This is a genomic window from Methylobacterium nigriterrae (assembly GCF_037106235.1).
Classification (GTDB): domain Bacteria; phylum Pseudomonadota; class Alphaproteobacteria; order Rhizobiales; family Beijerinckiaceae; genus Methylobacterium; species Methylobacterium nigriterrae.
In genome coordinates, this window is record NZ_JBAWTG010001101.1 from 1 (window position 1) to 235 (window position 235).

General features: G+C 63.0%; 1 pseudogene. It reads left to right on the forward strand.

Annotation, left to right across the window (positions count from 1 at the left end):
- Nucleotides 1–61: 61 nt before the first annotated feature.
- Nucleotides 62–235 (forward strand): annotated as a pseudogene (locus tag WDW90_RS40410) (TCP-1/cpn60 chaperonin family protein); the annotation flags it as partial.

A 235-nucleotide genomic window follows, 5' to 3' on the forward strand; every position in this document is an offset into this window, starting at 1 on the left:
CCTTTGAGGACGCCCATCCGGGGCGCCTTGGGGCCGCAACCCAACGAAGAGGATCTATTCCATGGCTGCCAAGGACGTACGTTTCTCGTCTGACGCTCGCGAGAAGATGCTGCATGGTGTCGAGCTTCTCGCCAATGCGGTGAAGGTGACGCTCGGTCCGAAGGGCCGCAACGTCGTGATCGAGAAGAGCTTCGGGGCGCCGCGCATCACCAAGGACGGCGTCACCGTCGCCAAG